This window comes from Rhodospirillaceae bacterium (genome assembly GCA_018660465.1).
Taxonomy (GTDB): Bacteria; Pseudomonadota; Alphaproteobacteria; order Rhodospirillales; family JABJKH01; genus JABJKH01.
In genome coordinates, this window is the sequence record JABJKH010000020.1 from 21,212 (window position 1) to 45,572 (window position 24,361).

22 protein-coding genes are annotated in these 24,361 nt (G+C 50.7%); 14 read left to right on the forward strand and 8 right to left on the reverse strand.

What is annotated here, in order from left to right:
* The first annotated feature begins 57 nt into the window (after window positions 1-57).
* From HOM51_04045 to ureG, 13 genes are all read left to right on the forward strand, one after another.
* On the forward strand, window positions 58-1,746 hold the full coding sequence (locus tag HOM51_04045; GenBank protein ID MBT5033669.1) for a thiamine pyrophosphate-binding protein: 1,689 nt from the start codon (window positions 58-60) through the stop codon (window positions 1,744-1,746).
* A gap of 243 nt (window positions 1,747-1,989) precedes the next feature.
* On the forward strand, window positions 1,990-3,270 hold the full coding sequence (urtA, locus tag HOM51_04050; protein ID MBT5033670.1) for an urea ABC transporter substrate-binding protein: 1,281 nt from the start codon (window positions 1,990-1,992) through the stop codon (window positions 3,268-3,270).
* A gap of 122 nt (window positions 3,271-3,392) precedes the next feature.
* Window positions 3,393-5,015 carry an urea ABC transporter permease subunit UrtB gene (urtB, locus tag HOM51_04055; GenBank protein MBT5033671.1) on the forward strand — a complete coding sequence of 541 codons (1,623 nt, stop codon included), beginning with the start codon at window positions 3,393-3,395 and terminating at the stop codon, window positions 5,013-5,015.
* 1 nt (window position 5,016) lies between these two features.
* On the forward strand, window positions 5,017-6,165 hold the full coding sequence (gene urtC, locus HOM51_04060) for an urea ABC transporter permease subunit UrtC (GenBank protein MBT5033672.1): 1,149 nt from the start codon (window positions 5,017-5,019) through the stop codon (window positions 6,163-6,165).
* On the forward strand, window positions 6,162-6,929 hold the full coding sequence (gene urtD / locus HOM51_04065) for an urea ABC transporter ATP-binding protein UrtD (protein MBT5033673.1): 768 nt from the start codon (window positions 6,162-6,164) through the stop codon (window positions 6,927-6,929). The genes urtC and urtD overlap by 4 nt, the downstream gene beginning before the upstream one ends.
* Window positions 6,930-6,931: 2 nt before the next feature.
* The gene (gene urtE / locus HOM51_04070; GenBank protein ID MBT5033674.1) at window positions 6,932-7,627 is read left to right on the forward strand and encodes an urea ABC transporter ATP-binding subunit UrtE; all 696 of its coding nucleotides are present in this window, start codon (window positions 6,932-6,934) and stop codon (window positions 7,625-7,627) included.
* A complete protein-coding gene (locus tag HOM51_04075; protein ID MBT5033675.1) occupies window positions 7,602-8,462 on the forward strand; it encodes an urease accessory protein UreD in 861 nt (286 codons plus the stop codon). Before urtE ends, HOM51_04075 begins: the two co-directional genes overlap by 26 nt.
* A gap of 15 nt (window positions 8,463-8,477) precedes the next feature.
* Window positions 8,478-8,780, forward strand: a complete 303-nt coding sequence (locus tag HOM51_04080; GenBank protein ID MBT5033676.1) for an urease subunit gamma — start codon at window positions 8,478-8,480, stop codon at window positions 8,778-8,780.
* A 23-nt stretch (window positions 8,781-8,803) separates the two neighbouring features.
* Complete coding sequence (locus HOM51_04085) at window positions 8,804-9,115, forward strand: urease subunit beta (GenBank protein MBT5033677.1); 312 nt, start codon at window positions 8,804-8,806, stop codon at window positions 9,113-9,115.
* A 3-nt stretch (window positions 9,116-9,118) separates the two neighbouring features.
* Window positions 9,119-10,828, forward strand: a complete 1,710-nt coding sequence (ureC, locus tag HOM51_04090; protein MBT5033678.1) for an urease subunit alpha — start codon at window positions 9,119-9,121, stop codon at window positions 10,826-10,828.
* A gap of 2 nt (window positions 10,829-10,830) precedes the next feature.
* Window positions 10,831-11,295: an urease accessory protein UreE gene (locus tag HOM51_04095; protein MBT5033679.1), complete on the forward strand. Its 465-nt coding sequence runs from the start codon at window positions 10,831-10,833 to the stop codon at window positions 11,293-11,295.
* Window positions 11,285-11,977, forward strand: a complete 693-nt coding sequence (locus HOM51_04100; GenBank protein ID MBT5033680.1) for an urease accessory protein UreF — start codon at window positions 11,285-11,287, stop codon at window positions 11,975-11,977. Before HOM51_04095 ends, HOM51_04100 begins: the two co-directional genes overlap by 11 nt.
* The gene (gene ureG / locus HOM51_04105) at window positions 11,974-12,576 is read left to right on the forward strand and encodes an urease accessory protein UreG (GenBank protein ID MBT5033681.1); all 603 of its coding nucleotides are present in this window, start codon (window positions 11,974-11,976) and stop codon (window positions 12,574-12,576) included. Before HOM51_04100 ends, ureG begins: the two co-directional genes overlap by 4 nt.
* Before the next feature lie 23 nt (window positions 12,577-12,599).
* Here the strand turns inward: ureG and HOM51_04110 are convergent, their stop codons facing one another.
* The 5 genes from HOM51_04110 to acnA all read right to left on the reverse strand — a co-directional run bounded on the left by HOM51_04110 (window position 12,600) and on the right by acnA (window position 19,521).
* Window positions 12,600-13,028, reverse strand: coding sequence for a hemerythrin family protein (locus tag HOM51_04110; GenBank protein MBT5033682.1), 429 nt, complete (start codon window positions 13,026-13,028; stop codon window positions 12,600-12,602).
* Between the two features lie 41 nt (window positions 13,029-13,069).
* Complete coding sequence (locus HOM51_04115) at window positions 13,070-13,321, reverse strand: hypothetical protein (GenBank protein ID MBT5033683.1); 252 nt, start codon at window positions 13,319-13,321, stop codon at window positions 13,070-13,072.
* A 167-nt stretch (window positions 13,322-13,488) separates the two neighbouring features.
* A complete protein-coding gene (locus HOM51_04120; GenBank protein ID MBT5033684.1) occupies window positions 13,489-15,462 on the reverse strand; it encodes a tripartite tricarboxylate transporter permease in 1,974 nt (657 codons plus the stop codon).
* Window positions 15,463-15,562: 100 nt separating this feature from the next.
* Window positions 15,563-16,666, reverse strand: a complete 1,104-nt coding sequence (locus tag HOM51_04125; GenBank protein ID MBT5033685.1) for a hypothetical protein — start codon at window positions 16,664-16,666, stop codon at window positions 15,563-15,565.
* Between the two features lie 143 nt (window positions 16,667-16,809).
* The gene (gene acnA, locus HOM51_04130; protein MBT5033686.1) at window positions 16,810-19,521 is read right to left on the reverse strand and encodes an aconitate hydratase AcnA; all 2,712 of its coding nucleotides are present in this window, start codon (window positions 19,519-19,521) and stop codon (window positions 16,810-16,812) included.
* Window positions 19,522-19,903: 382 nt separating this feature from the next.
* Between acnA and HOM51_04135 the strand changes: the two genes are divergently transcribed.
* Window positions 19,904-21,940, forward strand: a complete 2,037-nt coding sequence (locus HOM51_04135) for a diguanylate cyclase (protein ID MBT5033687.1) — start codon at window positions 19,904-19,906, stop codon at window positions 21,938-21,940.
* 2 nt (window positions 21,941-21,942) lie between these two features.
* Here the strand turns inward: HOM51_04135 and HOM51_04140 are convergent, their stop codons facing one another.
* Genes HOM51_04140 through HOM51_04150 form a run of 3 tightly spaced genes read right to left on the reverse strand, consistent with a single transcriptional unit; the run spans window position 21,943 to window position 24,350 of the window.
* Window positions 21,943-23,154 carry an OsmC family protein gene (locus HOM51_04140; protein ID MBT5033688.1) on the reverse strand — a complete coding sequence of 404 codons (1,212 nt, stop codon included), beginning with the start codon at window positions 23,152-23,154 and terminating at the stop codon, window positions 21,943-21,945.
* 31 nt (window positions 23,155-23,185) lie between these two features.
* Window positions 23,186-23,473, reverse strand: a complete 288-nt coding sequence (locus HOM51_04145) for a hypothetical protein (GenBank protein ID MBT5033689.1) — start codon at window positions 23,471-23,473, stop codon at window positions 23,186-23,188.
* Between the two features lie 55 nt (window positions 23,474-23,528).
* On the reverse strand, window positions 23,529-24,350 hold the full coding sequence (locus tag HOM51_04150; protein MBT5033690.1) for a methyltransferase: 822 nt from the start codon (window positions 24,348-24,350) through the stop codon (window positions 23,529-23,531).
* Window positions 24,351-24,361 lie beyond the last annotated feature (11 nt).

The window sequence follows — 24,361 nt, forward strand, 5'->3', positions numbered from 1 at the left end:
TCGCATACTTAAATACAGACAAAGCCACCAGATGTCAGCTGTGCAAAGGATCCAACGATGACAAAGTTAAGCGGCGGCCAAGCAGTTGTTAAGACATTGGAAGTCGAAGGGGCAGAAGTAGCATACGGGATTCTAGGTAGTCACTGTATGCCAACATTTGATGCCTTGGCGGATAGTAGCATTCGCCTGATTGTGCCGCGTTGTGAGGATGCCGCCGGGCATATGGCAGACGCTTATACACGGGTTTCAAATAACCCAGGCGTCGTCTTAACAACCGTCGGGCCAGGTGCTTGTGGCGTCTCAAATGCCATGGGGGAAGCTTACAATGAGTCCTGGCCCATGATGCATATCTCAACCCAAATTATGACGCAGTATATGGGTAAAGAGAAAGGTATGTACCATGACGGACCCAATCAAAAGGACATGTTTAAACCCGTTTCAAGTTGGCAACACACAGTCACCAGTGCCGGCGAAATTCCGGAAGCCATTAACGAAGGGTATCGGCGCATGCGGACCGGGCGGCCCCGTCCGGTGTTCATAGAAATTCCATCAGATGTTCTCATCAATGAAGACGATATAAAAATTTTACCTCGGGCAAATGTGACGCCACCGCCGATCAAAGAGAGTGAACTTAAAGATGCTCTCAATCTTATAAAGAAATCCAAACGGCCTTTGTTATGGTTTGGAGGCGGGACCGTTAAGGCGAATGCGATGGCTGAGGTCAAACAGCTGGCAGAAATGTTACAAGCACCTGTTCTATGTACCAATGGCTCCAAGGGTGTGCTCTCGGAAGATCATCCGTTAGCGCTTGGGAATCTTTTGACGATCAGCGATACCTTGCAAAACGAGTTGTTGGCAAAAGCTGATGTTGTATTGGGTGTTGGCATTCGCTTTTCCCAACGGGCGACGAAGCAGTGGACCGTGCCCATGCCCGAAACAATCATTCACGCAGATATAGACAAAGCTGAATTTGGCAAAAACTATAAGGCAAAAGTAACTGTAGAGGGTGATGCAAAGGTGTTCTTACAATCTTTGATGACGGCCCTAGAGAAGGAAGGTTTTAAGGCAGAAAGAAACAGGTGCGATGAAGTCGCTGCACTTAAAAAGAAAGCAATCGACGAGCTTAAGAAAAAGCAACCTGCCGTATTTGATATCCTGCTTGAAATTCGTGACATGCTACCCCGCGATGCGATTGTGGCTTCCCAATCTATTATGGGTCATTGGACCCGGTTTGGCTTTGAATGCTACCAGCCGGGCAGTTTTCTTTTTGCCAATACCTTCGGCTGTATGGGATTTTCCTTCCATGCCGCAGTCGGCGCAAAAGCGGCCTTTCCGGACCGTAAGATTATCGCATTTTGTGGGGATGGCGGTTTTACATATGGCAGTGGCGAACTCGCAACCTTGCAGCAATATAATCTCGCGATGCCGGTTATCGTCTTCAACAATGGCGGATATTCTATTATCCGCCAGCGTCAGGATGCAAAATATGGCCGCAACATCGGCACAGTCTTGACCAGCCCTGACTACGTCAAACTCGCGGAAGCCTATGGTTTCAAGGGTATTAAGATTAATACTCCAGACGAACTTGTTCCGGCCATTCGTAAAGCGCTTGATGATAATACAACCTGGATTATTGAGGTCCCATTTGAATTTGAGGGTTATCGGACACCCGCCGAAACGGAGATGTTGATGACGGGAAAGGCCTCGACCGACTCCTGGAAGAAGCAGTCCTACGAAACAAAATAATGCGTTATTCAGAATCAAGGCAAGATATGGCTAAAAAATAGGCATATAAAATTAAACGATTAAATTTTAATCATTTAATTTTATTTTCTGGAGAAATAACCAAGAATATTCATCCTTAAAATATCCAACAACCCATTGTTAACTAACAAAAAATACTAATTTTGACCCGGATTTGAACAGTTTGGCACGGCCCTTGCGTTTATAGCCTCCGACTCAATTTTCTTAAATGTCTTGGAGGACATCATGTTTACTAAGTTTCGTGCACTCGTAGGGGCCAGCGTCATTGCCGCCTCTGCTTTGGTTGGGGTGTCTGCCCAGGCCGCTGATACTATTAAGGTTGGAATTTTGCATTCTCTTTCTGGAACCATGGCCATCAGTGAAACCACACTGAAGGACACCATGCTGATGCTCATCGCTGAGCAGAACAAGAAAGGTGGATTGCTTGGTAAAAAATTGGAGCCGGTCGTTGTTGACCCCGCGTCCAACTGGCCGCTGTTCGCTGAGAAAGCCCGCGAGCTTCTCGTAAAACATAAAGTCGACGTTGTCTTTGGCAACTGGACATCTGTTTCTCGTAAATCGGTCCTGCCGGTTTTTGAAGAACTGAATGGCCTTCTTTTCTACCCTGTTCAATACGAGGGCGAAGAAAGCTCCCGCAACGTGTTCTACACCGGTGCGGCACCGAACCAACAAGCGATCCCTGCTGTTGAATACCTGATGGGTGAAGACGGCGGCGAAGCCAAGCGTTGGGTTCTGTTGGGCACGGACTATGTCTATCCCCGGACGACCAACAAAATCTTGCGGGCGTTCTTGAATGCCAAGGGCGTGAAAGACTCCGACATTATGGAGAACTACACCCCGTTCGGTCATTCTGACTGGCAAACGATTGTTGCCAACGTGAAGAAATTCGCATCCGCTGGTAAAAAGACTGCCGTGGTTTCAACCATCAACGGTGACGCCAACGTTCCTTTCTACAAAGAACTCGGCAACCAAGGCATCAAAGCAGAAGACATTCCTGTAGTTGCTTTCTCCGTCGGTGAAGAAGAACTGGCTGGTCTCGACACCAAGCCGCTTGTTGGACATCTGGCTGCATGGAACTACTTCATGAGCGTTGAATCAGCTGAGAACACGAAGTTCATCAAGACCTGGAAGTCCTTCATCAAGGACGACAAGCGGGTCACCAACGATCCCATGGAAGCGCACTACATTGGTTTCAACATGTGGGTTCAGGCTGCCAAGCAAGCTCGCTCCGTCAGTGTTGATGCGATCCGCCAAGCCATGTATGGCCAGAAGGTGAAGAACTTGACCGGTGGCGTTGCGGTAATGAACACTAACCATCACTTGTCTAAGCCTGTGCTGATCGGTGAAATCCAAGAAGACGGTCAATTCGAAACCGTCTGGAAAACCAAAGGTGTAGTCGTCGGCGATGCCTGGAGTGATTTTATTCCTGAAAGCGCAAAGCTAACCGCAGATTGGACCTACCCTTGGGTATGTGGCAACTGCAAGAAGCCTCTATACCTGAACTAGTTTGAAGTGAGGAGCCGGGGTGCCAAAGGTGGTACCCCGGCGACTTTCTGACCTTTAAACTCTCTTTTATTTTCACGTCGGCTTTATTCTGTGGCGGCGGCTAGACTGAGAAATGCAAGCCAATGGCGGCTCGAAAAAAAATTATCTGCTTTGCTATTTTACTCCTGCTCAGCATGACATGGTCGGCGACATCGTTCGCTGCGACCTTCGAAGAAACACTCCCCAAATTTGCAACCAACAACTCAAAAGCAAAAGCCAAGGCAATTGATGCACTCGTCGCCACCGGCGATGATCGGACGGCGACCGTCCTTGAGGCTTTTCTCAAAGGCAGACTTTATTGGCGGAAGAAGGACAAGAAAGTTGTCTTGGTCAAAAAAAGCGGTGCTGTCTATGTGCTCACCGACCCGCATACGTTCAAGGAAATAGGGCAGGTCAAAAAGCGTAATATCAAAAAAATTCGCGTCAACAATCGGCTCAGAAAAAAACTTCGCGGCGCTTTGGGTGGATTGACCCTGCTCAGTAAAAATCCAGAAGTTCGATCCAAAGCTGCCGACGCCGTATTCAAATCCCGCACACCTGCATCTTTGCCCCTGCTGGAAAAAGCCATTGCGCGCGAAACCGATGCAGCGGTCAAATCGAAGATGGAATTGGCACGGGCGGCAACTCAATTAACCGCCGCAAAAGACTCTAAAGTACGCTTGGCAGCTATCGAATTTTTATCGGCCCAGGCTGTACCGCAAGTTCGCTCACTTCTCGCCAACACCGCCAACACGGCGAAGGACGAGGCTGTCAAAAAAGCGGCTGCTGACGCGCTCATAAAAATCGAAAAGAGCCTCGCGTTTTGGAACGGCATCCAGAATATATTTCAAGGTGTAAGCCTGGGCTCTGTCTTGTTGCTTGCTGCTGTCGGTCTCGCCATTACCTTTGGCGTCATGGGGGTCATCAACATGGCCCATGGCGAATTGGTCATGATCGGGGCCTATACAACCTTTGTGGTTCAAGAATTCTTTCGTGCCTATTTTCCGGGTGCGCTCGATTATTCGTTAGCGGTTGCAATCCCGGCGGCGTTTCTTGTCGCGGGTTCATTTGGCATCGCGATTGAGCGCGGCATCATTCGGTTTTTGTATGGCCGCCCGCTGGAGACCCTTCTGGCGACCTGGGGGTTAAGCCTAATCTTGCAGCAGTTTGTTCGGTCAATCTTTGGTCCCACCAACCGGGACGTCAGCAACCCGGCGTGGATGAGTGGGTCGATCGAGGTCACGGGCGGCTTGGTCCTTACGAACAACCGAATTTGGATCATTGTTTTCAGTCTGCTTGTTCTGGGTCTTCTCGTATTACTCCTTAAGAAGACCGCGTTTGGATTGCAGATGCGCGCGGTCACACAAAACCGCCACATGGCAAGTTCCATGGGAATTCGCACGGGTTATGTGGACGCACTGACGTTTGGTCTGGGGTCTGGGATCGCGGGTATCGCCGGTGTGGCGTTGAGCCAAATTGATAATGTCAGCCCCAATCTCGGACAAAACTATATCATTGATAGCTTCATGGTCGTCGTCTTTGGCGGCGTCGGAAATCTTTGGGGGACCTTGGTCGGCGCCTTCAGTCTCGGTATCGCGAATAAATTTATGGAGCCGTTCACTGGTGCCGTGCTGGCGAAAATTTTCGTCCTCATTGCGATCATTCTGTTTATTCAAAAACGTCCCCGAGGATTATTTGCCCTCAAGGGTCGCGCGGTGGAGAACTGATATGAATAGTAACCAATCAGGCTTCGCCTTTCTTCTCACCGACACTGGCGGGAAAATCCTGTTGGGCCTCGTTGCAGCAGGCATCTTCTTGGTGCCAATCCTGAACCTCATGGTTCCCATCGACTCAGCCTTTCATCTGCCGACGTATCTTGTCAGCTTGTTTGGTAAATATCTAACCTATGCATTGCTCGCCCTCAGTGTGGATTTGATCTGGGGCTACTGCGGCATTCTCAGCCTCGGCCACGGCGCGTTCTTTGCGCTGGGGGGCTATGGCATGGGGATGTATATGATGCGTCAGGTTGGCGACCGCGGAGTCTATGGTAACGCTGAATTGCCCGACTTCATGGTGTTTCTGAACTGGACAGAACTGCCGTGGTACTGGTTCGGATTTTCTAATTTCAGTTTTGCCATGCTGATGGTTGTACTTGTGCCGGGGCTCTTAGCCTTCCTGTTTGGTTGGCTGGCATTCCGGTCTCGGGTGACAGGGGTGTACCTATCAATCATCACCCAAGCCATGACCTATGCCTTGATGCTCGCCTTCTTCCGTAACGACATGGGCTTCGGCGGTAACAATGGCCTGACAGACTTTAAGGACCTGCTGGGCTTTAGCCTACAATCCCAAGGCATGCGAGTGAGCTTGTTTGTCTTAAGCGCGCTGGCAGTCGCGGGTGGCTATGTGATTTGCCGTTATATTGTTTCATCAAGACTGGGCCGAGTGTTGGTTGCCATCCGAGACGCAGAAAGCCGCACCCGGTTTTTGGGCTACCGGGTCGAATATTATCAGCTCTTCGTGTTCACCTTATCGGCGATGTTGGCGGGCGTCGCCGGGGCTTTGTATGTGCCACAAGTCGGCATCATTAACCCCAGCGAATTCACCCCGGCCAATTCAATTGAGCTGGTTATTTGGGTCGCCATTGGTGGGCGCGGAACGTTGTACGGCGCGGTCCTAGGCGCAATTTTGGTCAATTACGCCAAGACCTATTTCACCAGTGCCTTCCCGGAGGCTTGGCTTTATGCACTGGGTGCCATGTTTATTCTCGTCACCATCTTTTTGCCAAAGGGAATTGTCGGCGTCCTTTCAGCATGGAAATCGAAAGACATCGAATCGGACCCTGACCCCAAACCGCAATTTGTGGGAGCTGTCAAATGAGTATTATCGAAGCCGGTCGCCGATTGGATGACACGATCCTTTACCTGGATGGTGTGTCGGTTAGCTTTGATGGGTTTAAGGCGCTGAACAGTCTGAGCTTCTATGTCAAATCCGGCGAGCTCCGTGCCATCATCGGTCCCAACGGTGCCGGCAAGACGACGATGATGGATGTCGTCACTGGCAAGACGCGGCCTGATGAGGGCCAAGTTAAATTCAGAGAAAGCATCGATCTTACAAGATTGGACGAAGCGCACATTGCCAACCTTGGCATTGGTCGAAAATTTCAAAAGCCTACCGTCTTTGAAAACCATACTGTATTCGATAATTTGGAACTCGCCTTGAAAGGCGATCGGTCAGTCCTGGAATCCATCTTCTTCAAACTAGATGGTGAACAGCGCGACCGCATTGCTGAGGTTTTAGGAATCATCAACCTTACCGAAGCGATGGATCAAGATGCTGGCGCTCTCTCTCATGGACAAAAGCAGTGGCTTGAAATTGGCATGCTGCTGATGCAAGACCCGGAACTGTTGCTTGTGGACGAGCCTGCTGCGGGCATGACCGATGCAGAAACAGCTCACACGGCCGAAATGTTAAAAACCATCGCCGGTAAACATTCCGTCGTTGTGGTCGAACATGATATGGACTTTGTGCGGTCCTTGGATTGTCGAGTGACAGTCCTGCACGAAGGGTCTGTTCTGGCCGAAGGGTCCTTGGAAAGAGTCCAGGCCGACCCGGAAGTCATTGAAGTTTATTTGGGGCGTTGATCATGCTGCATGTCGAAGAGATCGATCTTTATTACGGCGCAAGCCAAGCCTTAAAGCAGGTGTCCTTCGCCGCTGAGAAAGGCAAAGTTTCCTGTGTCTTGGGCCGAAACGGCGTTGGCAAGACCAGCCTTCTCAAGGCAATCGCAGGCCATCAACCAATCAAGTCAGGTGCCATTCGTTGGGATGAGCAAAACATCTCTACTCTCGCCCCCTATGATCGGGCAAAGCGGGGTATTGCCTATGTGCCGCAAGGCCGTGAGATTTTTCCACTGCTAACAGTGCAAGAAAATCTGGAAACCGGGTTCGCCCCCATCCCACGCGCCCTACGTCATATTCAAGATGAAATCTTTGACCTGTTCCCCGTCTTAAAGGATATGCTGGGTCGGCGCGGTGGGGATTTATCCGGGGGCCAGCAGCAACAATTGGCGATTGCTCGTGCGCTTGTCACGCGGCCTTCCTTGTTAATTCTCGACGAACCAACAGAAGGCATTCAGCCATCGATCATTAAAGATATCGGCCGGGTGATACGCGTCCTCGCCGAACGCGGCGATATGGCTATACTGCTTGTTGAACAGTTTTTCGAATTCGCCCGCGACCTGGCCGACGACTACGCCGTTATGGACCGGGGAGAAGTCGTGCTCAGCGGTGCAGTGAAAGATATGGTGGAAGCAGATGTCCGGCGCTACCTCACGGTCTGAGACTCCTCAAGTCATAGAGGTAAAGGGGCGCGCCGAAATCGGATTTGCCCACCGCGACGGCGTAACACGTCTCTCACACTTATATCAGCACGATCCTGTCCGCATTCTTTTTCCCAACCCAGCACCCGGTGACTCAGTCGAGGCAACCGTCGTCACCACCTCCGGCGGATTGGTCGGCGGCGACAAAATTTCCCTCGAAATTACGGCGGATGCAAACACGACAGCTCTCGTGTCAGCCCAGGCCGCCGAAAAAATTTACCGCTCGGCAGGAGGAGTGGCAGAGATCTCTGTAACCATTTCAGCCAACAAAGAATCTTGGATCGAATGGCTGCCGCAGGAAACGATTTTGTTCGATGGCTCGAAGCTGCGCCGTCGAACATCAATTAATGCGGTCCCAGGGGCACGGGTTCTTGCGGGTGAAATTCTAGTGCTAGGCCGGGTTGGAAGTGGCGAACAATATTCGTCAGGTTTCCTTCGCGATGCCTGGGAGGTCTATCGGAAAGACAAACTCGTTTGGGCAGATGCGCTTTGCCTAGATGACGATATTCCCGGCATCCTTTCCCATCCCGCCTGTTTCGATGGCGCGACGGCGTTGGCCACGGCGGTCTATGTGTGTGATGACCCAGCGGCGCACCTAGAGGCCGCCCGGGAAATGAGTTCAGCAGACGATAAAGACGTGTTGTCGTCTGCCACCGTTGTAAATGAAGTTTTGGTCTTACGTTGGTTGGCGAAGGATGCGTATAGTCTTCGGCAATCATTTGCAGAATTTTGGAAGGCGTTTCGCCATCATGCAGGCGACCGCCCAGCCGAACTCCCTCGGCTCTGGTATGTTTAAGAACAGGAGGACATCGTGCATTTAACGCCGAGAGAAAAAGACAAACTTCTCGTCGCAATGGCGGCGGAAGTTGCCCGCAAGAGACTCACCCGAGGCGTAAAGCTCAACTACCCTGAAGCCATAGCGCTGATCAGTGACTTTGTGGTTGAGGGGGCGAGGGACGGCACCAGCGTTGCTGACTTGATGCGCGACGGGGCGACGGTCTTGGGACGCGATCAGGTCATGGACGGTATTGCTGAAATGATCCACGACGTTCAGGTCGAAGCGACGTTCCCGGATGGAACCAAGCTGGTCACCGTTCACGAACCCATTCGCTGAGGGAGGGCATTATGATTCCCAAAATCATTCCAGGTGAAATAATCACAGTAAGTGGCGAGATAACCCTCAACGAAGGCCGCGAGACGACGACGTTGAAAATAGTCAACACTGGCGACCGGCCCATACAAGTGGGTTCGCACTATCACTTCTTTGAAACCAACGAAGCCCTCGACTTTGACCGCGAAGCGGCACGCGGCCAGCGACTTGATATCCCGGCCGGAACAGCGGTTCGGTTTGAGCCCGGCCAGACGCGAGAGGTCTCATTAATAGCCTATGTCGGCGATCGTGAAGTGCATGGCTTTAATGCAAAAATTCAAGGGAAATTGGAGGGCTAATCTATGGTATATAATATTGAACGCTCCGCTTATGCCGCAATGTTCGGCCCGACAACTGGCGATAAAGTTAGGCTCGCCGACACGGACCTGATCATCGAAGTCGAAGAAGACCGCACGATCTATGGCGAAGAAGTCAAATTTGGTGGCGGCAAGGTCATCCGTGACGGCATGGGGCAATCCCAAGTCACCCGCAAAGGTGGGGCTGTAGATACCGTCATTACCAATGCGCTGATCGTCGATCATTGGGGGGTCATCAAAGCCGACATTGGCATCAAAGACGGTCGTATCGTCGCGATTGGTAAAGCTGGCAATCCCGACATCCAACCCGGCGTCGACATCATCATCGGCCCCGGCACAGAAGCCATCGCCGGGGAAGGGCGTATTTTAACGGCGGGCGGCATCGATGCTCACATCCATTGGATCGCCCCGCAACAAATCGACGATGCACTGTATTCAGGCATTACCACCATGTTGGGGGGCGGCACAGGTCCAGCGGAAGGAACCAATGCAACAACGTGTACGCCGGGGTCCTGGCACCTCGGGCGGATGCTGCAAGCCGCGGATGGCTTGCCGATGAACTTAGGTTTTTTTGGCAAGGGTAATGCGTCTCAGCCTGATTCGTTAATCGAACAAGTTGTAGCAGGGGCTTGCGGTCTAAAACTGCACGAAGACTGGGGAACGACTCCATCAGCCATCGACACCTGTCTTTCCGTTGCGGAAGACATGGACGTTCAAGTTGCCATTCACACTGATACCTTGAACGAGTCTGGTTTCGTCGAAAACACCGTCGATGCGTTCAAGGGTCGCACCATTCACGCCTTCCATACGGAAGGGGCAGGGGGCGGCCATGCGCCGGACATCATTCGGGTCTGTGGCAAAACCAATGTGTTACCATCGTCCACCAATCCCACCCGACCGTTTACCGTCAACACCGTGGATGAACATCTCGATATGCTGATGGTTTGTCATCATCTGGATGCCCGCATTCCAGAAGATGTCGCTTTCGCGGAAAGCCGCATCCGGCGGGAAACCATTGCCGCCGAAGACATCCTTCATGATCTCGGCGCGTTCTCCATGATCGCGTCTGACAGTCAGGCCATGGGCCGGGTTGGTGAGGTCATTATTCGCACCTGGCAGACTGCTGATAAAATGAAAAAGCAGCGGGGGTCGCTGCCGGGAGAAAAAGGTGAAAACGATAATCTTCGGGTGAAACGCTATATCGCCAAGTACACGATTAATCCCGCTCTGACCCACGGCATCGCCGATCACGTTGGATCGATCGAGGTCGGTAAGCTCGCAGATTTAGTTCTTTGGAAACCGATGTTTTTCGGGGTGAAACCAGATGTAATTATTAAGAGCGGCACAATTTCAGGCGCTGCCATGGGCGATCCCAATGCGTCTATTCCGACGCCCCAACCCGTGCATTACCGCCCGATGTTCGGAAACTTCGGGAAGTCGCTGCAGGAAAGTTCCGTGAGCTTCGTGTCGAAAGCCGCTGTTGATATAGGTTTAGGCGATAGCCTTGGATTGAATAAGGAAACCTTGGCCGTTTCGGGCACGCGGACCGTCAACAAGAAAAGTATGGTGCTTAACGACTATACACCTGAAATGTCCGTCGATCCTGAGACCTATGAGGTCCGCGCCAATGGTGAGTTGCTGATCTGCGAGCCAGCAAAAGAACTCGCCATGGCACAACGGTATTTCTTGTTTTAGTCATGCGCCGGGCAACCCACATCTTACTGTCAGGTGACTGGTCTGAGGGCGATGCGCAAGGCAGCGTAACACTCGCCTTTGATGATCGCCACCGCCGCCGTATTCGATTAGAAGATGATGGCGGTGAAGACTTCCTGCTGGACCTTGCCGAAGCGACACGCATTGCCGATGGCGACGGTTTGGCCCTTGAAGGGGGCGGCATTCTAAAGGTTTGTGCGGCGGATGAGGACGTCATCGACATCGGCTGCGATGGCCTGACCGAAACAGCTCGTATCGCCTGGCATCTCGGCAATCGCCATACGCCGGTTCAGGTGCTCGCGACGGGGGCTCTACGCATTCGGTACGATCATGTTCTTGCCGAAATGGCGACAGGCTTGGGGGCAAGTGTTGAACGCAAGCAAGCCCCATTTGAACCTGAAGCCGGCGCCTATTCGGGAGGCGGCCATGGCCACAGCCATGATCACTGATCAAGCTCTATATCAACTGGTGTCCTGGCTTTCGCCGGGCTTTCCTGTTGGCGCCTATGCCTATTCCCATGGATTGGAATTCGCTGTTGAGGAGGAGCGAGTAACCGATGAGACTACCCTCCGCCAATGGGTTGAGGCCATTATCAGCTACGGTGCGGGACGTAGTGATGCAATCCTATTTTGTGCTGCTTGGCGCGCAGTTGATGGCGACGATGCGGCGGCGTTGGAAAATGCTGTCATTCTCGCTGATGCGCACCGAGGCACTTCAGAAATGGCGCTTGAAAGCAGTGCGCAAGGAACCGCATTTATCCAGACGGTCCAAGCCTGTTGGACGTCCTCGGCGTTTGATCGTTGGGTCGCTGTTCTCAATAATACCGAGCGTCCAATCTCTTACGCGATTGCGGTCGCTGTGGCAGCGGCGAGCGCGGGCGTTCCTTTGCGTTCCGCTCTTATTGTCTATCTCCAGGCTTTTTCGGCGAACCTGATATCCGCCGGTGTTCGACTTGTTCCCTTGGGGCAAACAGCCGGCCAAAAAGTTCAAGCCGCTTTACAGGAAATTGTTATTGCGGCAGCTGATGCAGGACTTGCCCGCTCGCTAGATGATATCGGCGTCGCCGCACCCTTAGTCGACTGGACGTCGGCACAACATGAAACACAATACACGAGGTTATTCAGATCATGAGTTCTCCCCTACGCGTTGGAATTGGCGGGCCTGTGGGAACAGGCAAAACTGCATTGCTCGACCGATTATGCAAAACTCTGCGCGACACATTTGATATCGCCGCCATCACCAACGACATCTACACCCGCGAAGACGCAGAATTTTTAACGCGCTCTGGCGCCCTGACACCAGACCGGATTGTCGGTGTGGAAACAGGCGGTTGTCCGCACACGGCAATTCGCGAAGACGCGTCCATGAACTTAGCCGCGGTTGCTGATATGTCCGCTAAGTTCCCTAATTTGGATGTGGTGTTTATTGAGTCTGGCGGCGATAACCTAGCCGCGACATTTTCGCCGGAACTTGCGGATATTACGATCTACGTTATCGACGTCTCGGCTGGTGATAAAATTCCCCGCAAGGGTGGCCCCGGCATTACGCGCTCTGATTTGTTAGTTATTAACAAGACAGACTTAGCCCCTTTGGTCGGTGCGGATTTGGATGTCATGGATCGTGACTCCAAGAAAATGCGTGGGGATAAGCCGTTCCTTTTCACGAATTTAAAAGAAAACAATGGGGTGCGCGAAGTCGCCGAGTTCGTTGTTCGAACAGGCGGTCTTTGATTTAACTAAACTGTCCCGAAAAATTATTCCTCAGGCGAGTCCTCAGGTGGATGTGATTTTAAATACTCAACATAGGCAAAATCGCGTTCATTAATGTGATGAATTAGCCAATCGATTAGAAATTCTGCGAACCATTCAACGTCTACACTTTCCGGGTCCTTTTCAAAGTTCTCGGCAATTTTGATAACCTCTTCGGTTAGGCTAATATGTTGGGCTCGGTGTTGTTCTATATCTGGATAGCCCCATTGCTCCATATATCCTTCTTCAAGTTCAAAATGGGTTGAGGCATAGTCAATTAGTTCGGAAATTGTAACTGAAATTACAGCATGGGATTGATTGCCTTCGGCTTCGCGCAGCAAGGTATTTATGAAAGAAAATAATTTAACGTGGTCATTGTCGATATCTTTGATGCCGGTCAGAAGGCGGTCATCCCAATCAAATTTTTCAAACATGGAAAATTCTTTCTTCTACGTTTAGTCAATGCATTCTTCAGTTAAAGCTTGGAGACCCAATTAACGATTTCTGAGGAGTGCCAAGCAACGGCGATAAAGCTAATCAGGATAACCGCACCCCATAGCCCCGCATTAAGTAAAACCTCTACAGTCGTTTTACGGCGGCCTCTTAGTAGCTTGCGGCGTTCTATCCTCTTGGCGCGGCTTGAGGTTTCTTCATCCAAAAGATTCCGGTCTTTAAGACGTTTTTTTTCTAACTCACGGCGGTGTTTTAAATCGCTTAAATCTGCCATAAGACCACTCCCAAGGGCGTATCAGGCACAAGCCCAAACGCTCACCCTATCGATTGCCATTGGTAATTAATATGGCTCAGTCTTGAAGTAGGTTCATTGATCGAAGTCAATCCAGCCCAGAAATTTATGAGCCAGAAATTATTCTATTTTCCAGACGAGGAAGGCTTCTACTGCAGCGGCCACGGCAATGTGACGTAGCTCTGTAAAATACCTTCCGGGTATTGCAGGGTCATGAAGTGCGACAACGTGCCCAGCAACATAATAAAAATTCCCGCAGATATCGCGCATCCAAGATGGGATAATCCCGCTTTGAGTCGAATGAAGATGTAAATGAACGATCCAATGCCCAGGACAAATCCGAAGAGGGCGGAAACCCCTAGCATTCCCATCAGCCACATCAGGTAATACTCGTTGGAACGGTACTCAATCGCCCGATCGATTTCTTCTCTTTCAGAATCGTAAAATACAAGAGACGCGCCTTTGGTTCGATACATCTCTATGCCCAGCGGAACGATGAACAAAAGGGAAATACCTCCTGCAAACAGCGGATACACGCCGGTTAGGACATCCCACCTCGAGCCGTCCCAAATGACGATCAGCGACAGCAAAAATATGAATCCGTAGAAGATACACTGCGGTAATATATTACGGTCTGTGTGGATGCCGTCTTCCGTAATTTCAGATTGAGCCGGTTTATACCTAATCGCCGCGACGATTGAGATCAGCGTTAGGATAATCAAAATTATCACAATTGGATGGCTCAGGAACGAAAGCCCATAGGTTGTTATCGTGTGATAGATAGATGTTTCCACACGGGTGGAAAGAACATAGCCAATCAACAACGCGGGCCGGGGCCAGCCAAATCGTTTCATGTAGACGCCTAATGTACCCAGGAGCATCAGCATCAGCAGGTCGCCCCACTCCCGAGTTGCCTGGAAGGCGGCAAAGAAGATCAGGCCGAACATAAAGGGTGCGATAAGGGTGTAACGAATAGTCGTCAGTTTGGCGATTTGTGATGCCATTAGCAGGCATGTTCCAGCGCCAAATATATTTGCCAACGCAACCGACCAAATCATTAGATAAACTACATTGGCTTCGTGCGTGATCATCTCAACGCCAGGCTCGATACCGATGAGAATAAATCCGCCCAGAAGTAAAGCCATGCTGCCGGAACCAGGGATGCCGAACAGGATCGTCGGGATCAAGGCACCGCCTTCTTTAGCGTTGTTTGCAGCCTCTGGCGCGATGACGCCGCGAATGTCGCCGGTACCAAAGGTCTCTCGGTTCTTACTGGTTTGGATAACGTGGCCGTAGGCAATCCAATCAATGACCGATCCACCAAGACCGGGAAGCGCACCAACAACACAGCCAATACAGGCACACCGGAGGACAATCCACCAATGGATGCAGGTTTCTTTCAGCCCTCTGATCCAGCCGGAACCCAAGACGCCGGTTTTCGAGATGGTTAGTTGCCGGCGCAAGAGATCAATAATCTCAGGCAGGGCGAACATGGCAAGTCCAACAATCACCAGGGCGATTTGGTCGATCAGGTATTCGGTGCCAAAGGTAAGGCGTTCAACACCGCTGACAGGGGCCGAGCCAAAAGCGCCGATCATCAGGCCAATTGCACACGCTGCTAAACCTTTGAGGGGATGGCTTCCGGTCAACATGCCAACCATGGTGAGGGCCAAGACAATCAGCATCATCTGTTCGCCAAAGCCCATGGCGTTAATAATCGGTTCGGCATAAAAGATGGCGAATGTTAGCACAAACGCGCCGAACAACCCACCGAACAGGGAAGCTGAGAAAGCGGCTGCCAGAGCGCGGGCAGCCTCACCTTTTTTTGAAAGCGGGAAGCCATCGCATACGGTTGCTTGCGAACTGGCAGTCCCTGGAATTCCCATAAGCACAGACGGAAAAGTATCCGACGTCGCGGTGACCGATTGCAGGCCAATCATCATGGCCAATGCATTTGTCGCGTCCATGTTGAAAACAAACGGCAGCAGCAGCGCAAGTCCGGCTGTTCCACCAAGTCCTGGTAAAATGCCGACGATCAGCCCCAAAAAAACACCAAAGCATAAATAGGTGACATGCTCCAAACTAAGGAGCGTCACCAGAGCTTCAATCATCGCATCTTCCATGGGGGGATCCGTAAAAATTATCTAAGAAAATTGGCCGTAAGGAATTTGCATAAAGAAATGGCCGGTACCGTTTCGGGTACCGGCCACTTTTAGTGAGGTATTAGACTTTCACGCCAAATGTTTTGAAGATCCAATCTTTCATCCATTTTTCTGCTTCAGGGCTGATATCCAAAGCATTCTTATAAAGCGCAGAAGCATCTTTCCTGAGGTTAACCTTGTAAGCGCCCATGATCTTACGACCCTTGGACATGAACTCTTTATCCTTGAGAACTTTCTCCATAGCGACGGACCACGCTTCATGAATATCGTCAGGAGTTCCTTTTGGCAGAGCCATTCCTTTAGAGGCGGAAACGCCCATGGTTACGATGTTTTTCCAGGCTTCGTAGACAACACCGGTCGGGTTCTTACCACCGTGCATGGCGCGGTAAGCGTCGAGAGCGATCGGTAGATTTGGAAACACGTTGCCTCTAATGACAGAACCATCTGGTTGTGGAATTCCGAGGGTCATGAACGGAACAACTTTCCCCTTCTTGGCGTGCTTTTTGACTTTCTTTGTAAATGCACCAGCGGAATCATAGTTCGTATTAATTTCGCCGCGCATCAAAGATTTGCGTTGCTTGCCAGAACTTAGGCCCAAGACCGTTTTAACGTTCTTGAAACCCAAAAGCTCATAAGTAAACAGGGCACGAAGCTCAGCCGAAGTCGCATTCTTTGCACCAAGGACGATCCCGTGTTTTTTCAGGGCCTTGATGTCGTCGAGCAAGTTCTTGCCTTTAACCCCTGTTTCTGGCCGCGCATAAAAAACCGAATCCTGGGCTACGACCCAAACCGGGCGCCATTTACGAATGTCATATTTTGCTTTTCCACCACCCAAGGCTTGCGAAGTCATGCTCGATGTGGAAACAGCAACAACAGTCAGTCCATCAGGCTTTGCCTTGCGTTCAAAATAGTTGCTACCCTTGGTGGCACCACCGCCCGGACGGTTATAGACAATGACCTTCGGACTTCCCGGCAGGTGCCGAGCCAAAAACGGCTGGAACAACCGTGATAAAACGTCAGATCCGCCGCCTTCCTTAAAAGGAACAACAATTGTGACGGTTTTACCTTTGAAGCTAACTTCAGCGGCTGCTGGAGTTGAAGTGAATGCTGCGGCAAACGCGAGGGCGCCAACCGCACTAGCTGTAATTAAACTACGTAATTTCATTTTAGTACCTTCCCTTGTTTTACTCGATCTTGACGAACTTCGCCGCCTAATTTTAGTCAGCGGCGATCAATAATTTCATCCCTGACACATTCGGAACCTATATGTCAGCGGCACATACCCACCTATGTCAACAAAATTTGAAATTATTTCGCAAGAAATTCGCGAAGAACTTTGACAAGAACCCCGCCGGATTCGAGACAGTCGGCTTCAAATGGAGACCGAACATCAGCCTTTGTCTCGAACGTTGTTACCGCTCCGTCTTTGTTTTTGGCTATGATGGTGATTGGCGAGCCCTCAATAATGCCAGCCTTGAGCCCCGTGATTTCATAACATTCTTCACCATTGAGCCCGAGACTTTGTGCATTATCCCCAGCCTTAAACAACAAGGGGACAACGCCCATTCCTATCAGGTTAGACCGATGAATGCGTTCTACTGATTCTGCAATCACCGCCTTTACGCCAATTAACGCAGGTCCCTTGGCGGCCCAGTCGCGGGACGAGCCCATGCCGTAGTCTTTGCCCGCAATCACGATCATCGGCGTGCCTTCATCACGGTACAATTCGGCGGCCTCAAAGATGTCCATGTGCGTTCCTTCGGGGAACTTAACCGTGAAGCCACCCTCGACGCCGCTGACGAGAAGGTTATTCAACCGGACATTGGCAAAGGTTGATCGCATCATGACGTGATGATTGCCACGGCGTTGGGTGGTCGCGTTGAAGTCTTGGGGCTCAACGCCTTGATCACTAAGGAATCGCCCTGCGGCACTATCAGGCGTAATTTGGGCGCCGGGAAGGATATGATCAGTGGTCAGCGAATCACCGAATTGAGCCAGGATCCGAGCATTCTTAAGGGAATCAGGCCAGGGATGAGGCTCACCCGCATCAGCAAACCAAGGAGGCTCAATCAAATATGTTGACCCAGGTTGCCAGGTAAAGCGTTCGCCCTTTGGCGCGTCCAGGTCCTTCCACGCATCAGGTCCCACCATGACCCCCGCATAGGCGTCCTCGAACATTTTCGTGCTGAGCGCCGAGTGGACGGTATCGCGGACGTCGTCTGGCTTGGGCCAGATGTCCTTGAGGAAGATATTCTCGCCATCGGTTCCAGCGCCTAGGGGCTCCGTCTCAAAATCGATGTCGACCCGGCCAGCAAGGGCAAAGGCGACGACCAAGGGCGGCGAGGCCAAATACGATCCTCTTATCAAGGGATGGACCCTGCCTTCGAAATTGCGGTTGGCGGAGAGCACAGCGGTCGCGACCAGATCGTTGTCTTTAACAATGGTGCTCATGGTCTCAGACAAAGGACCTGACTTGCCGCCACAAATCATGCAGCCGTAGCCAACCAAATAGAAGCCAAGCGCTTCAAGCGGCTCCATGAGATCGGTCTCTCTCAAATACGCGCTCACCACTTGCGACCCCGGGGCCAGGGCCGTCTTGACCCAGGGAGGTGTTTTCAGTCCGGCCTCCGCTGCCTCCTTGGCCAGCAATCCAGCTGCGATCAATAAACCGGGGTTGGATGTATTGGTGCACGATGTAATTGCCGCCATGGCAACCGCCCCGTGGCCAAGTTCCTGCGCTTCCCCCTCAAACGAAGTCGATACCTTTTTGGCGGCTTCGTTTGCATCAAAGCCGTAGCCTCGCTCGGCAAGCGGTTGGGTCAAATAGGACCGGAAGCTTTCCTGAACATTGTTTAAGCTAACTCTGTCTTGCGGTCGCTTTGGTCCTGCAACCGAAGGCTCCACATCGCTTAAGTCAAATTCGACGATGCGGGTGAAATCGGGTTCTTGGCTGCCGGGCTCCAAGAAAAGGCCATTTTCCTTGGCATAGCGTTCGACCAAGTCAGCATGGTCGCCGCCGCGGTTGGTAAGTTCCAAATACTGAAGAGTGACCGCATCAATTGGGAAGAACCCCATGGTCGCGCCATATTCTGGGGCCATGTTGGCAAGGGTCGCGCGGTCTGGGATTGAAAGGTTTTCAACGCCTGAACCAAAAAATTCTACGAACGTTGCAACGACGCCTTCGGCGCGCAACCGTTCGGTTACGCTCAACACCACATCGGTCGCCAGCACGCCGGGGGTTAGGTCGCCGTGAAGGCGGATGCCGACAACATCGGGTGCGGGCAGAAAATACGGTTGGCCGAGTAGTACCATCTCAGCCTCGATACCCCCGACACCCCACCCCATAATCCCAATCGAATTGATCATCGGGGTATGTGAATCTGTACCGACGACCGAATCCGGAAACACCAGGGTTTCGTTACCGATGCGACGGGTATTTACCACTTGGGCAAGATATTCGAGATTGATTTGATGACAGATACCGAGCCCAGGCGGGATGACGCGAATATTATCGAATGCCTCCTGCCCCCACTTTAGCAAGGCATAGCGTTCGTGATTTCGCTCAAACTCCTTGGCGATGTTCCGCTCAACGGCGTGGCTGTCGCCCCAGAAGTCAGCCGTCACGGAATGGTCGGTGATAAAATCGCCCTGGACCACGGGACTAATTTTCGTTGGATCACCGCCTAGCCTTGCGACCGCATCGCGCATGGCGGCAAGATCCATCATCACCGGCACGCCACTTGAATCAGGTAACAACACGCGCGCCATGGTTAGGGGAAATGTAAGATCGTTGTGATCTGTTGCCCAAGCCGCAGTTTGAGCAACAACTTCCGGCGTAACAATTCGCCCGTCGCAGGTACGGAGTAGGTTCTCGAGACATAGTTTTATGGAATAAGGGAGTCTGGAGACTGCGCCAAGACCTGCTTTTTCAAGTACATTAATATCAACCATGGTCACGCGGCCGCCCTTCGCGTCAAGGGAGCGTCGCGCGCCGAATTCGTTTTTAATAGAAGTGTTCATTTCACTAAATCTTATGGACCAAATTTGGTGTAAAACGTCGCATTTTAGGAAATCTTTCTCTAGAATATAGTGAAATTGTTATAGATTATACCCTAGGCTAATATTAAATAACTGATTTGAAGCGAGATTTTTTGTGTTCAGAAATCTTACACTTAAGCAAATTTCCAACATATTAGCGCTCATTCTCTTTGTTGCAGCAGGGGTGCTTGTCACCGCAACCATGTTCGTCAATCGGCAATCTGCCAATATTGAAAGCGAATGGCGCCAACTTCAATCCGTTCGTTCAGAAAAAATGTTGTTACTCGGTAGCCTCCGGTCGGTGCTCGGATATGGCGGCATGATACATGATTTGAAAAACTTTATCCTTCGCAAGCATCCGGAATTGCTGGAACGGACCCACGAAAAACTTGGTGGCGCAGAGGTTCTTTTGCAACGCTATGAACTGCTCAATCTCAACGATTCCGAAAAAATCTCGATTGAAGATATCCGTAAAACTCTAAATCGCTATGAAAAGGCGCTTGATTTGGCGTTGAATGGGATTGAAGAGAATTTTGTGGCGATGGATGGGAAGGAATCGAAATTAACCTCTTCAGAAATTGCTCAGCTTGCGAAAGTTGATGATGCAGCAGCGTTTAGAGGGTTAAAGACCCTTTCTGCTGAAGCGCTTTCAGGATCTAACAAATTAAGCGCGCGGGATTCTAAGGCGCTGCTTTTGTCCGAATTGAATGCTTCGATCGGATACGGCGGCATGATTCATAGTTTTAAAAATTACGTTATCCGACACGATGAACATTACCGCATATCAACCTTAAAGCATCTATCTAAACTGAGTGAGTTGCTTGCTAAATACGGCGGCCATGAAACGACCCGAGGGGAAAAAGCAGCAATTTCAGATGTTGTTTCGGTCGTTAATGCTTATGCCAAATCATTGAGGCAGGCGACCAAAATGGTTGCGGAAGGAAAAACATCTGAAGCGATTGACCAAACCGTAAAAGTTGATGACCTAATGGCTTTCCGGGGATTGAACGTACTCGGACGCGCAATTTCTAAAAATATTGAAGAAAAAACAAGAAGCCTTACGGAATCTCTCTCGAATGTGTCAAAACTGGCCAATGGAATTGCGATCGGCGTTGTAATTGTCGCAGGACTTATGATCTTCCTATCGTATGGGTTGATCCGTCGAAGAGTTGTCGCACCAATTCAGGCTCTGTCACAGTCAATGAGCAGCATCGCGAAGGGCGATTACAACGTTGTAGTGGACAGCGCAAATATGGATACCGAGATCGGTGAGATGGCGCGTGCGGTTGAAATCTTAAAAGACAATTCAGCCAAACGTCACGAAGCGGAAGAGAGCTTAGCCGGCGCCAATGAAGAGCTAAATCTACAGTTGGTCGAGTTGACTGATATTCGAGAGCGAGCTGAAGAAAGAGCAGTAGAAGCGGTCGGGCTAGCTGAAGATTTACATTTTGCAAAGGAAGATGCCGATAAGGCCTTTGCGCAGGCAAAAGCCGGCGAAAATCGCATTCGATCGCTGATGAATACTGTAACCGACGCCATTATAACGGCGGATAAAGAAGGTTGGATTGAGATGTTTAATCCCGCGGCCCAGACCTTGTTCGGATACGATGTCGCAGAAATAAAGGGTCAAAATGTTTCCTTCCTAATGCCCGAACCAAACAAGTCAAAACATGATGGCTACCTCAAGAATTATTTAGATGGTAATCCGGCTCGGATTACGGGCCGGATGATTGAAGAGGTTGCTGTTGATAAAAGCGGGCGTGAATTTCCCATAGAGCTAACGGTTAATCCGATACACATCGATGAAGATGTCGCCTTTATCGCGGTTATCAGAGACATCACAGAACGCAAGAAAGCAGAAGAAGAAATTCGCAAATTGGCGATGACGGATTCTTTGACCGGTCTTGCCAACCGCAATGCTTTCATGCGCGAATTCCAGCGCTCCATTGCATTGAGCCAACGCCACGAAAATCATTTGGCTTTGCTCATGTTGGACTTAGATAAATTTAAACCTGTCAATGACACCTATGGACATCCGGTTGGCGACGCGGTGCTTCTGGAAGTGGCAGATCAGATGCGAGAAGTTTGCCGCGAAACGGATGTTATCGCGCGAATAGGCGGCGACGAGTTCGCGATAATTATGCCTGATCTCGATGATAAAGAAAAAATTGTTGGGCCGGCATTGAAGCTGATCAAAGCCCTCTCAACGCCAATGGAGGCAGTTGGCCATAAAGTGCAAATCGGCACCAGTATCGGAATTGCCGTTTACCCGGATGATGGTGAGTCAATTGAAACATTAGTGACGAATGCTGATGACGCTCTCTATGCCGCAAAGGAAGCTGGTCGAAATACCTATCGGATGCATGAAGCAGAAACGCCGAAGGTTAAAACCGCGAAATAATTTTACGCGGCTTGTGACGTTCTTGAAAACCGAGCCTTGGGTTTCACGTCGTCGCGGCAGAAGGCGTGGAGGAAGCAGGTTCTCTCTGCCACTTCCAGAATTTTTTGAGCGTCGGAATCTTCTACGGTTGAATCCATGTAGACGTGCGTTTCCACCGGTTGAGAAATGCCAGCCTTTCCAGTTTTTCCAGAAGCACCGCCGAGCGAGAAATGAGTGTCCTGAATAATCCGATATCCAGTCAGCGGCAGTTTTGCCATGCCCGAGAAACGGCCCATCTGTGTCATGAAGCAAAGCCCGATTCCGGCGGAGATCAGTGTTGCCGCATCTGGTGCCCGGCCCTTGCCGCCAAAGCCTTCCGCTTCGTCCGATAGGAAGTGCCAATTTGGAACGCCGTTTCCATTCTGAACTTTGAAGATTTCTTTGATTCCATCCGGACGTAGTACGCATTTCGAATGCATATGTAATAAGAGTTTGTCGTCGTCCAGCTCGGGTGGATTGGGCGGATTTTTATCAAAATTCGCACGCGCGAGTTCATCGCCTACTAATTTTTCAATCAGCGGAGATGCCACATGAGGGACATTGGCCCGGGTAAGATTGGGGAAGCTATCGCCGGGATCGGTAAACGGGTTTGATGTTAACGGCGTCACTTGTTCAGGCGTGAGCTGTTTTCCATTGTGGGTCAAAGTAAACAGGCTCGGATGGACACCGCTCGCGAGGCCATTCAGCGGTGACGCTGAAACGGCTTCGAACAGCAACGTGTTCAAAGTTTGGTCGTCGCAGTCCGCTTCGCATCGAATTTCAAGTTCTGGAGGCAGGACACCACTGTTCATCGTTCCTTTGCGGAAATCACCTTCCCGGAAATAGTAATTATCGAGAAGCAATTCGAGTCCATTTAGCGTGATGCCCCGTTGCTCGGCTAACGCCGTAATTTCGTTCATGTAGGATGCGATCATGCCTGCGCTCAGGTAGGTAAGCGGATTTGGCGCTTGATCAAGCCCCCCTAAATGCGCGCCCTCATCGCAGACAAATCGCCAAGCTGTTCCCGTAGCCGCAGATACGACAAGTGCTTCTTTCTGCATTCCCGATAAGGTTCGAACCCACGTTCGAATTGATTGCCCCAACGGATTTGGAGGCGTCGGAAAGCCAGCTTCCGTCGCGTTTTCAGCAATGTAGTAGAGAGGTTCGCCAAGCTCGGCAATTGTTTTTTCGGTCATTCTAGAAGCCTATAGGTCTGGGGGTAATAGGTTAAGGAGATGTTGTGATGGTTGCTCTTAATCGTTGAACAGTATCGGAGTCAATGTAAGCAGAAGATTCGAGAAATGAGACAATAGAATTTGGTGCTTTATTCAAATCGTTTAACTGAGCCAATTCTTTGGCAATCCGATCACGTTCGTCATAGATATGTTGAAACTGAACATCGCATCCGGCGATGGGTTGAGGGTAATTTTTAAGTGCCTGATAGTTGGCATTCTTAGCCGCCAGCAGACAGTCTCTCATTTCTTTCCAAATATTATTTTCAGTCTGATTACCCATGATCCTCTCCATATAGGAATTTGAGTGGGATAGACAATATAGCACCTGACGGTGCCTAGTTGAATAATACGAGAGCCCGAGCTTCGATACTTTGGCGGGGTGCTGCATCGGCGGGACTGGTCGGGTCTTCGAAAGCGGAATGGGCTGTATAGCGGACTGGACTATCCAGGTCAGAATCAAATACCTTGAATATAATCGCTTCGGTGCGCTTCATCTCAGGGAAATAATACCATTCATGCGCCGCGTTATAAGTAATGTGATAGGTCTCACCAATGCGGTGCGGGTAATGCCGTTCGACAACAATAAATCCTTCCTTAGGTAAGGTCCTCGCATCACAAATGGCCAGGGGGTCGCGTTGAAGGACTTCTGTAATAGGTCGCCAAACTTGGACGATGGCGAACCTTCCTTTGAGGGCAGCGTCGGCTTCGGCGGGTTCCAAAAGATCGCGAACACGCTGCGGGCCGGACTTATCCGTGTAGTCATTATGGACAGACCTTACTGGCGCACGGGCCAATTTTTCTTGGCGCAAGTTATCGTCACTTATGCGGATGGTGTGATCGAACATCAGCACACGTGACGCCCCAGTGTGGGACTGTATCAGGGCTTCAATCTCCGGGTAGTAAACCGCCTTCAGCTCATCTGGGTTTTGGAAATCAGTGACCGCGCTCGTATTGTCGATAAATTCAAACCCATGCGTTTCGAGGCTAAAGGTGTCCCGCTTGGGGCGGCCATTCAGGACAGTAATCGTACGTTCTTCATAGGTGCCGGGCCGTGTTCGCGCTTCCTTCTCAGGACCGCTGATAACATGAACAGGCGCAATGCCATTATCCACAATATAGGTGAACGTCCCTTCTATGCTCTGGTCTGCTGTGCTCATGGGTTCTTCTT